Origin of the sequence: Nocardia camponoti, assembly GCF_014646135.1 — a bacterium.
Taxonomy (GTDB): Bacteria; Actinomycetota; Actinomycetes; order Mycobacteriales; family Mycobacteriaceae; genus Nocardia; species Nocardia camponoti.
The window spans coordinates 41,290-51,470 of the sequence record NZ_BMMW01000009.1; the positions used below are offsets into that span (position 1 = coordinate 41,290).

The following is a 10,181-nucleotide window of genomic DNA, read 5'->3' on the forward strand; positions in this document are numbered from 1 at the left end:
CGTCGCGAACACGCGCGAGCGGCGCGACCGTACATACACTGATCCGGTGACCGGCCGGATTGCCATCGATGACATCGCCCCCTCGCTCCCAGGAAACCGCCCGGCCAAGGCCGTAGTCGGTGAATCGTTCCCGGTGCGCGCGGTTGTGTGGCGTGAAGGCCACGACGCGGTCGGGGCGACGTTGGCGGTGCGCGCGCCCGGCACGTCGCGGGTTACCCGCATTCCGATGACGCCAGATCAGTGGGAACCCGACGTGTTCAACGCGTCATTCACCCCGCACACCGCGGGGAGCTGGACCTATCGCGTCGAAGGGTGGGGCGACCCCATCGCGACATGGCGGGCCGCCGTTGAGGCGAAGTTGGCCGTCGGGCAGAACGCGGCCGAGCTTGCCAACGACTTGGCCGTTGGTGCCGACTTGCTGGAACGGGCCGCCCAAGCCGTGCCGAAGAAACAGTTCGAACGACTGCGTGCGGCGGCTGCCGCGTTGCGGAGTTCAGCCGACCTGCCCGCACGCGTCGCGCCCGCGTTCTCGACTGAGGTAAGCGAGATTTTGCGCGCGACTCCGCTGCGCGAATTGCTCACGCGGGGAACGCAATTCACCGTGCTGGTTGAACGTCGGCGGGCGCTCGTCGGTTCGTGGTACGAGTTTTTCCCGAGGTCAACCGGCGGTCGCGATGGTGACGGTGTGCCGGTTCACGGCACCTTCGCGACCGCGACGCGGGCACTCCCCCGCGTCGCGAACATGGGGTTCGACGTGGTTTACCTGCCGCCGATTCATCCGATCGGCGAGGTAAATCGCAAGGGGCGCAACAACTCTCTCGTCACCGAGCCTGGGGATGTTGGCTCGCCGTGGGCAATCGGGTCGTCGGCTGGCGGGCATGACGCGATCGATCCGCTGCTCGGCACCGAGGCTGACTTCGTTGACTTTGTCGCTGTCGCAAGGTCATTGGGCCTTGAGGTCGCGTTGGACCTGGCGCTGCAAGCAGCTCCCGACCACCCGTGGGTCGAAGCCCACCCGGAGTGGTTCACGACCCTGCCTGACGGGACCATCGCCTACGCGGAAAACCCGCCGAAGAAGTACCAAGATATCTACCCGGTGAATTTCGATAATGACCCCGACGGCATCTACGCGGAAGTACTGCGCGTCGTGCGGCATTGGATCAGTTTGGGTGTGCGCATTTTCCGGGTCGACAACCCGCATACCAAGCCCGCCGATTTCTGGGAATGGCTTATTACCACGGTCCGCCGCACTGACCCGGACGTGATTTTCTTATCCGAGTCCTTCACTCGCCCGGCACGACTGTACGGATTGGCGCGACGTGGATTCAGCCAGTCGTACACGTACTTCACGTGGCGCGTTTACAAGAACGAACTCATCGAATTCGGGCACGAACTAGCCGCGAAGGCAGACGAATCGCGGCCGAACCTCTTCGTCAATACCCCGGATATCCTGCACGAAAGCTTGCAAAACGGCGGTCCAGCGATGTTCGCGATCCGCGCCGCGCTTGCCGCGACAATGGGCCCGACCTGGGGTGTGTACTCCGGTTTCGAATTATTCGAACACGTCGCCGTTCGGCCGGGCAGCGAGGAATACCTCGATTCCGAGAAGTACGAATTGCGCCCGCGCGATTTCGCCGGTGCGCTCGATCGCGGTGAATCACTTGAACCGTGGATCACCCGGCTGAACGAGATCCGACGTGCGCATCCGAGTTTGCAGCAGTTGCGCAATATCGTTTTCCACCACATCGACAATGACGCGCTCATCGCCTATTCGAAAGTCGATCCGGTTTCCGGCGACGCGGTACTTGTGGTGGTGAACCTCAATCCGCACGGTGCCGAGGAAGGCACGCTTTTTGTGGACCTAAGCGCGCTTGGCCGAAGTGCCGACGAGACGTTCGACGTCGTTGACGAGGTCAGCGGGCAACAGTGGCACTGGGGTGCCGCGAACTGGGTTCGCCTCGATCCCGCCCAGGCCGTCGCGCATATCGTCGCGTTGCCGCCCGTGCCGATCGACGCCCGCGCTCGGCTCGGCTATCGAACGAGCCTGCGATGAAACGTCGCGATTTGATGCTGCTCGCCGCGGGCACGCACCCCGACCCACACACCGTCCTTGGCTCGCATGTCGAAGCGGACGGGACGACCGTTCGCACGCTTCGCCCGCACGCCGAGTCGGTCACGGTGTTGGTTGGCGACGCGCAACATCCGCTGAAGTCGTTGGGCCACGGCGTTTTCGCCGCGAAACTCCCTTACCCGCAGCTCGACGACTACCGCGTTCGCACAACTTATCCCGGCGGTCAGACGGTGCTGTCGGCCGACGGTTACCGCTTCCTGCCAACCGTCGGCGAACTCGACCTGCATCTCATCGGCGAGGGCAAACACACGCGACTCTGGCAGGTACTCGGCGCGCACCCACGGCACTACACCACCCTCGACGGCGACGTCGACGGCACGTCATTCGCGGTGTGGGCCCCAAATGCTCGGGGTGTCACGGTGTTTGGCGACTTCGACCACTGGGGTGGGCAGGCAGCGCCGATGCGCAAGCTTGGCGATTCGGGGGTATGGGAAGTTTTCGTGCCGGGAGTCGCGCCCGGGACGCGGTATAAGTATCGAATTCACGGTGCCGACGGGCGCGTTGTCGACCACGCCGACCCGCTGGCTTTCGCGACCGAATTGCCGCCTGCGACAGCGTCGGTCGTCGCTCAGTCGAATTACCAATGGGGCGACGGCAATTGGCTGGATCGCCGGCGCAATGCCGATGCGATTCGCGACCCGATGAGCGTTTACGAGGTGCACCTCGGTTCGTGGCGACCAGGGCTGACGTATCGCGAATTGGCAAGCGAACTGGTCGAATACGTGCGCGGACTTGGCTTTACGCATGTGGAATTGTTGCCGGTGTCCGAGCATCCCTTCGGTGGATCGTGGGGTTATCAGGTCACGTCCTATTACGCGCCAACGTCGCGGTTCGGTTCGCCCGACGACTTCCGCTATTTCGTCGATCAACTGCACCAAGCGGGCATCGGCGTGCTGCTCGACTGGGTGCCCGCGCATTTCCCCCGGGACGAATGGGCGCTCGGCCGCTTCGACGGAACGCCCCTGTATGAGCACCCCGACCCCCGCCGTGGCGAGCAATTGGACTGGGGTACTTATGTTTTCCATTTTGGCCGTCACGAAGTACGCAATTTCCTCGTAGCCAACGCCCTGTTCTGGCTCGACGAATTTCACATCGACGGACTGCGGGTGGATGCCGTCGCTTCGATGCTTTACCTCGACTACTCCCGCGACGAATGGGAACCCAATATCTACGGCGGTCGCGAAAACCTCGACGCCGTCGACTTTATGCAGGAACTCAACGACACCGTGGCGGGCACCCACCCCGGCGTCGTCATGATCGCCGAAGAATCAACAACCTGGCCCGGCGTCACGCGCGGCACCGACGTTGGCGGCCTCGGCTTCACCATGAAATGGAACATGGGCTGGATGCACGACACGCTCGGCTACCTGTCGCGCGACCCCATCCACCGCGCATGGCACCACAACGAAATGACGTTCTCGCTGGTCTACGCGTGGAGCGAGAACTATGTGCTGCCCATCAGCCACGACGAGGTCGTGCACGGCAAGGGCACCCTGTGGACGCGGATGCCCGGCGACGACTACGTCCGCGCGGCAGGCGTCCGCGCGCTACTCGCGTACATGTGGGCGCACCCGGGCAAGCAGTTGCTGTTCATGGGCCAGGAATTCGGCCAGTTCCGCGAGTGGGACAACGAGCGTGGCGTCGACTGGCACGAGCTGGAAAACCCACTGCACCAAGGTATTTCGACAACGGTCACCGCACTGAACGCGGTCTATCGCGCGCATTCGGCACTGTGGTCGCAAGACACCACCCCCGGCGGGCACGAATGGATCGAAGCCGACGACAGCGCTGGCAACATGCTCGCGTTCCTGCGCTGGGGCACCGACGGCTCCGTCGTCGCGTGCGTCTTCAACTTCTCGGGAACCACCCGCGAGAACTACCGCATCGGCCTACCGTTCCCCGGAACGTGGCGCGAAATCCTCAACACCGACGCGGCCGAATTCGGCGGCGCGGGAACAGGAAACTTGGGCGCGGTCGATGCGCTTGAGATCCCGTGGCACGGACGCCCGTTCTCAGCGGAAGTCACGCTGGCCCCCAACAGCGCCGTTTGGCTGACGCTCTAGGCATTCGCGCTCGGCACACGATCCAGGCGATCGCGCCCCGTCGCTCTGACGGGCACGCTGGGCGCGGGTTGACCTCGAAGGCGGTCGCTATGGCGGGCCCTGGACCCCGGGCACACCACGAGTCGGCTCCCAGTTGCGGGAACCGACTCGGGCAATTTCCGGTGCGGGCGACGCTCGCCTTCTAGTACAGCGCGGCAGCCAACTTGCGACGTGCGGCGACCACGGTCGGGTCGGCCTTGTCGTACAGCTCAAACAGCTCAAGCAGGCGGGTGCGCACGGTCGTGCGGTCGTCGCCAGCGGTGGCCCTGACCAGCGCGACGAGCCGTTCGAACGCGGCTTCCGGGCGCTGCTCAAGCACCTCGACGTCAGCGGCGTCGAGTGCGGCGGCAACTTCGGTCGGGGTGGCGTCGGCCGTCGCGATAACTGCGGGGTCTAGCGCTTGGGCGCGAGTCAGGAAACGCACCTGACGCAGCGCCGCCTTGGCTTCTTCGTTGCCGGGTTCCTCAGCGATGATCGCCTCGTACGCGGCCTCAGCACCCGCGTAATCACCTTCGGCGAGCGCATCCTCGGCCGCGGTGAAACGGGGATCGTCGACCTCGGGTTCCGGCGCCCCGCCTGGGCCTTCGAGCTTGCCAGCGGTCGCGTCGAGCACCGCGTCGAGCCACTGTCGCACCTGCTCAGGCGGCTGCGCCCCCTCGAAATCCGCAAGCGGCTGACCACCGGCGACAGCAATCACCGTCGGAATGCCCTTCACGCCAAGCGCCTGGACGATCTGCATATTCGGTTCGGCTTCGACCGTCGCCAAATCCCATGTGCCACCATCGGCGGCCTGATACCGCTCAAGGGTGTGCAGCAGGTCGATACTGCCCTGGCTGCGCTGCGAATACACCGCGACAACAACGGGCACCTGCATCGAGCGACGCAGCACCTTAGCCTCGAAATTGGCTTCGGTGACGGCATTGTCGCCCGGTGTTGCGGCACCACCAGCGGCGGCGGGCGGCTGCTTAAGACCGGACAGATCCACCGCGCCAGACATGGCGGCAGCGATGGCGGGTGAGGGACGACGGGCAGCTGGACGAGTCACGGTTTCCAGTTTGTCACGAAGCGATCGGCGAAGCTGCCGGGGAGTCCTTACGCGCGTCGGGTGCGCTGAGCTCACCAAGCTGACCGGTACGCACGGCCCAGATTTCGAAAACGACAGTGAACAGCGGCGGAATGCTCGACGCCAGCGCGAGCAGCGTGGTCTTGGCACTCCAGCCCAGCTCACGCGCGGTAAGCAGCGCGGTGATGACGAAGAGAATGAAGATCGTGCCGTGCACCGGCCCGAAGATCTTCACGCCGATTTCATTGCCATCGGCAGGCAGGTATTTGAAGGCCATGCCGACGAGCAACCCGATCCACGACAGTGCTTCGAGCACCGCGAAGAACCGAAACCGACTGACCGTGGACCGAAGATCGAAGAAACCCATGTCAACCATTGTGCAGGACTGGCTACGACGATACGTAGTTGGCCCGGCAGTCCCGCCTCCCCGCGACTCAGCGGAGCGTCCGGTAGCTCGACTGTTGACAGTCGGGCTCACGTTCCGCCCCGCAAAGTCGGAGGTGGGAGCGGAGTTACCCTCGTGTCCCGAAATCAGTGGGTCACGAGGGCTCCGAAAAGAGTCGCGTGCTGCGGCCCGACTACTTCGCGCCCGGCACTTTGAGGATCAAGGCGTCGCCCTGGCCTCCACCACCGCACAGTGCGGCCGCGCCAACTCCCCCACCACGACGCTGCAGTTCCAGCGCGAGGTGCAGGGCGATGCGGGCACCCGACATGCCAAGCGGGTGGCCGATCGAAATCGCACCACCGTTCACGTTCACCTTTTCCGGGTCAAAACCCAGCTTCTTCGTCGACGCGACACCAACGGCGGCGAATGCCTCGTTGATCTCGATCAAATCCAGGTCGGCGGGCGTGATGCCTTCCTTCGCGCATGCGGCGAGGATGGCGTTGGCAGGCTGGTCCTGCAGCGTGGAGTCCGGCCCTGCGACCTGGCCCGACGCGCCAATCTCGGCGATCCACTCAAGCCCAAGCTCTTCGGCCTTCGCCTTGCTCATCACGACAACAGCGGCGGCACCGTCGGAAATCTGTGACGCGGTACCAGCAGTGACCGTGCCGTCCTTGCGGAACGCGGGACGCAGCTTGCCGAGCGACTCAACGGTCGTGTCAGCGCGAATGCCCTCGTCCTCGGTGACGTAAATCGGGTCGCCCTTGCGCTGCGGAACAGCGACGGGCACGACCTCGTCGGCGAAAACGCCGTCCTTCCACGCCTTGGCGGCGAGCTGGTGCGAGCGCGCGGCAACCGCGTCCTGCTCTTCCCGGCTGACCTTGTCGAGGTCGTTGCGCTCTTCGGTGAGCAGACCCATCGCCTGGTCGGTGATCACGTCATGCAGGCCGTCGTAGGCCATGTGGTCGACCAGCGTGGTGTTGCCGTACTTGAAGCCCTCACGGCTCTTCGGCAGCAGGTGCGGGGTCTGGCTCATCGATTCCATGCCGCCGGCGACGATGATCTCGTGCTCGCCAGCGCGAATGAGCTGGTCGGCCAACGCGATCGCGTTGATGCCCGACAAGCAAACCTTGTTGATCAGAATCGACGGCACATCCATTGGGATGCCGCCGGCGATCGCGGCCTGACGCGCGGGCAGCTGACCCTGACCGGCCTGCAGCACCTGGCCGAGGATCACGTAGTCGACCTGCTCGGGGGCGACGCCGCCCTTTTCAAGCGCGGCCTTGATCGCGACGCCAGCCAGGTCCGAAGCCTTGAAGTCCTTCAGCCCACCCAGCAGTCGACCAACCGGGGTACGTGCACCGGACACGATGACAGAAGTCGTCACGAAAGCCTCGCATTCATAAAAAGGGTTGCTCTCCACGGTAACCGGTATCGGCGGGTGGCTGACACGCAGGTAGCAACAAACTTCGGCTAACTTGGCTCAGGTGAGCAACGCGAACTTAATCCCGGGCGACTACATCATCGCCGTCGACCACGTGGGCATCGCCGTGCCCGACCTCGACGCCGCCGTCGCCTTCTACACCGACAATCTCGGCATGGTCGAGACCCACCGCGAAGTCAACGAGGCACAGGGCGTCGTCGAGGCGATGCTGTCTTCGCCTGCCGCCGCCGACGGCTCGACCGCTCTGCAGTTGCTGGCCCCGCTGAACGCCGATTCGACGATCGCGAAGTTCATCGATCGCAGCGGTCCCGGCCTCCAGCAGCTGGCCTACCGCGTCACCGATATTGAGACCGTTTCGAGCTTCCTACGCGAACGCGGACTGCGATTGCTGTACGACGCACCCCGCAACGGAACCGCCGATTCGCGCATTAATTTCGTGCATCCCAAGGATGCTGGCGGTGTGCTGATCGAACTGGTTGAGCCCAGCGCCGACGTTACGCACTAGTAGTCATAGCAGCCTGGTAAATCTCGGCGCGGTCACAATTGCGGTCGAGTCTCCATAGGGTGGCTCAAGGCTGTATTTTGTGTGCCATGTCGTCACCTGAGTCCGATCGCAATCGCTTCGTTGCACTGCCCTTCACCGTTGTGCGCAAGGGTTATGCGCAAGACGAGGTGCGCAACTACTTCGACCGCTTCGACGCTGAGCTCCGCGTCACCGCCACCGACCGGGACGCTGCCGCAGCGCAGGCCCGCAATCTCGCCAGCCAGCTGGAAGATGCACGGGACGAAATCGACGAGCTCCGCAAGGAGGTCGACCGGCTTTCCGTGCCGCCGACCACCGCCGAAGGTATGTCCGACCGCATCTCGCGCATGCTGCGCCTCGCCTCGGACGAAGCGTCCGAGGTCCGCGCGCTCGCGCAGGCCGAGGCCGCCGAGATGGTGTCGATCGCCGAGCAGCAGGCCACCGAAATGCGTGGCAAGTACGAGTCGCTGCTCGCCGAGACCAAGGAGAAGCGCGAGGCCCTCGAAATTGAGTTCGAGCAGACCCTCGCGAACGCGCGCACCGAGTCGGCCAAGATCATCGAAGCCGCCCAAGCCGATGTCGAACGTCTGGGCAAGGAGGCCGAAGCCAAGCGCAAGGCCACCCAGCAGGACTTCGAAGCAACCATGAACGATCGGCGCACCAAGCTGACTCGGGCTATGGAAGAGCTGGAAGCAACAAGCCGCGCCGAGGCCGCTCAGCGGATCAAGGATGCCACCGACGAGTCCAACCGACTCATCAGCTCGGCAACCCAGACCTCCGAGCGCAAGATCGCCCACGCCAAGGAACTTGCCGAGGAAATGCGCGTCCTGCGTGGCCGCGTGCTCGCGCAGCTGCTCGGTATTCGTGGCCAGCTCGACTCGGTGCCCGCGATGCTCGCCGCGGTCAACCGCGAAAGCGAACTGCTCGACGGTGCACCCGAGCGCAAGTCGATCAGCAGCAACGGCGGCAACGGCAAGTCCGTCTCGCGCAACAGCAAGGCGAAGGACAACACCGATGACGCCGAGATCGTTGAGGACGAGCGCGAAGCCGCTGACGTCAGCAACTAGGTCCGGTTAGCAAAAAGGGCCCGTCGCTCGGAACTTTCCGAGCGACGGGCCCTTTCGTTTGTCGCGCTATGACCAGCGTCGCGTGATCGTGCGCGTGCGGCGACCGTTCCAGCAGCCCTGGTGCCAATGCCTGCGATCCTCTTCGCCACCGTCGACCGCCCAAGCGACGACATGGGCGACACCGGGCGCGATCTCGTGATCGCAGCCTGGACACCGGTACGTCTTGACCGCACGAGCGCCAGGAACCGTGCGAACCACATAGTCATCGCCGGACGGACCCGCCTCAGTGCGCCCAAATACGTCGCCAACGGGACGCGGTGCGTTGGAACGGCTTGAAGCCCCAGCGCGTGGTTTACGTCGTGGCATCCTGCCTGCCCCTAGAAAAGTCGGAACACGTTGCTCTCCGTGCCACGTAGCTCGTCGTAATCGAGCGTCAGGCAACGGATCCCTCGGTCCTCAGCCAAAGTACGCGCTTGCGGCTTGATTTGCTGCGCCGCGAACACGCCAGTCACCGGTGCGAGGACCGGGTCGCGGTTGAGCAATTCGAGGTAGCGCGTGAGCTGTTCGACGCCGTCGATGTCACCGCGGCGCTTGATTTCGACGGCGACCGTCGCGCCGTCGGCGTTGCGGCAAAGCAGGTCGACTGGGCCGATCGCGGTCATGTATTCGCGACGAACCAAGGTGTAACCCTCACCGAGTTTCGTCACGTGTTCAGCCAGCAGCGCTTGCAGGTGCGCTTCGACGCCGTCCTTCTGCAGACCGGGATCGATCCCCAGGTCGTGTTCGAAGTCGTGGAAGATTTCCTCGATGCTGATGCGCAGCTCTTCGCCAGCCTTGTTGGTGACCACCCAGAGCGCCTTGATTTGATTCGGCGCGACCGCCTGACCCTCGCGCAGCGGCGTAACGCCGGGCGGTAGTTCGTCGGCGGGTTCGGTGACGTCACGCTCGTTGAACCAGCATGGCGGGCTCATCCAGTTGAGCGGCTTATAGGAGCCGCCGTCCGAATGCACGAGCACCGAGCCATCGGCTTTGATCATCAGCAGCCGACGAGCCATGGGCAGGTGAGCGGTCAGTCGACCGACGTAATCAACCTTGCAACGAGCAATGACGAGGCGCACCCGGCAACTCTAGGGACCGGGCACGGTCGAATGCAAAACTGGTCGAGAAATGACGAAAGGCCCCCAGCAATGCTGGGGGCCTTTCGGGAAAATTGTTCCGGCGGTGTCCTACTCTCCCACACCCTGTCGAGTGCAGTACCATCGGCGCAGGTGGCCTTAGCTTCCGGGTTCGGAATGGGACCGGGCGTTTCCCCACCGCTATAACCGCCGTAACACTATGAAACTAGACAGCGCTCCCCACCCAAATGCGAAACCCGAATTCTCATCAGGAATCACACCGTGGGTGAGTGTGCTGCAGTGTCTGTTGTTTCAGATACCGCACAGTGGACGCGTAACACCTTCATTCAGTAA

At 63.9% G+C, this 10,181-nt stretch carries 9 protein-coding genes and 1 rRNA gene; 4 read left to right on the plus strand and 6 right to left on the minus strand.

Going from position 1 to position 10,181, the window contains the following annotated elements; all coding sequences use genetic code 11:
* The first annotated feature begins 46 nt into the window (after positions 1 to 46).
* Positions 47 to 2,053 (plus strand): alpha-1,4-glucan--maltose-1-phosphate maltosyltransferase, encoded by a 2,007-nt coding sequence (locus IEX78_RS23945; protein WP_188831337.1) that lies wholly within the window; start codon positions 47 to 49, stop codon positions 2,051 to 2,053.
* Complete coding sequence (gene glgB, locus IEX78_RS23950) at positions 2,050 to 4,194, plus strand: 1,4-alpha-glucan branching protein GlgB (protein WP_188831338.1); 2,145 nt, start codon at positions 2,050 to 2,052, stop codon at positions 4,192 to 4,194. Before IEX78_RS23945 ends, glgB begins: the two co-directional genes overlap by 4 nt.
* A 181-nt stretch (positions 4,195 to 4,375) precedes the next feature.
* On the opposite strand, the gene IEX78_RS23955 is transcribed toward glgB, so the two are convergent.
* The 3 genes from IEX78_RS23955 to IEX78_RS23965 form a co-directional block, all read right to left on the minus strand.
* The gene (locus IEX78_RS23955) at positions 4,376 to 5,230 is read right to left on the minus strand and encodes a tetratricopeptide repeat protein (protein ID WP_188831350.1); all 855 of its coding nucleotides are present in this window, start codon (positions 5,228 to 5,230) and stop codon (positions 4,376 to 4,378) included.
* A 61-nt stretch (positions 5,231 to 5,291) separates the two neighbouring features.
* Positions 5,292 to 5,663 (minus strand): DUF3817 domain-containing protein, encoded by a 372-nt coding sequence (locus IEX78_RS23960; protein WP_373291648.1) that lies wholly within the window; start codon positions 5,661 to 5,663, stop codon positions 5,292 to 5,294.
* 211 nt (positions 5,664 to 5,874) lie between these two features.
* Entirely contained in the window at positions 5,875 to 7,065 is a 1,191-nt protein-coding gene (locus IEX78_RS23965; RefSeq protein ID WP_188831340.1) for an acetyl-CoA C-acetyltransferase, read from the minus strand.
* Between the two features lie 100 nt (positions 7,066 to 7,165).
* On the opposite strand from IEX78_RS23965, the gene mce reads away from it, so the two are divergent.
* The gene (gene mce, locus IEX78_RS23970) at positions 7,166 to 7,627 is read left to right on the plus strand and encodes a methylmalonyl-CoA epimerase (RefSeq protein WP_229684327.1); all 462 of its coding nucleotides are present in this window, start codon (positions 7,166 to 7,168) and stop codon (positions 7,625 to 7,627) included.
* An 86-nt stretch (positions 7,628 to 7,713) separates the two neighbouring features.
* Positions 7,714 to 8,712: a coiled-coil domain-containing protein gene (locus tag IEX78_RS23975; RefSeq protein WP_188831341.1), complete on the plus strand. Its 999-nt coding sequence runs from the start codon at positions 7,714 to 7,716 to the stop codon at positions 8,710 to 8,712.
* Positions 8,713 to 8,778: 66 nt separating this feature from the next.
* Here the strand turns inward: IEX78_RS23975 and IEX78_RS23980 are convergent, their stop codons facing one another.
* The 3 genes from IEX78_RS23980 to rrf form a co-directional block, all read right to left on the minus strand.
* Positions 8,779 to 9,078, minus strand: coding sequence for an Rv1322 family protein (locus IEX78_RS23980; RefSeq protein ID WP_188831342.1), 300 nt, complete (start codon positions 9,076 to 9,078; stop codon positions 8,779 to 8,781).
* Positions 9,079 to 9,089: 11 nt separating this feature from the next.
* Positions 9,090 to 9,830, minus strand: a complete 741-nt coding sequence (gene nucS / locus IEX78_RS23985) for an endonuclease NucS (protein WP_188831343.1) — start codon at positions 9,828 to 9,830, stop codon at positions 9,090 to 9,092.
* 95 nt (positions 9,831 to 9,925) lie between these two features.
* Positions 9,926 to 10,042: ribosomal RNA gene (gene rrf, locus IEX78_RS23990) — 5S ribosomal RNA — on the minus strand.
* Between the last annotated feature and the right edge of the window lie 139 nt (positions 10,043 to 10,181).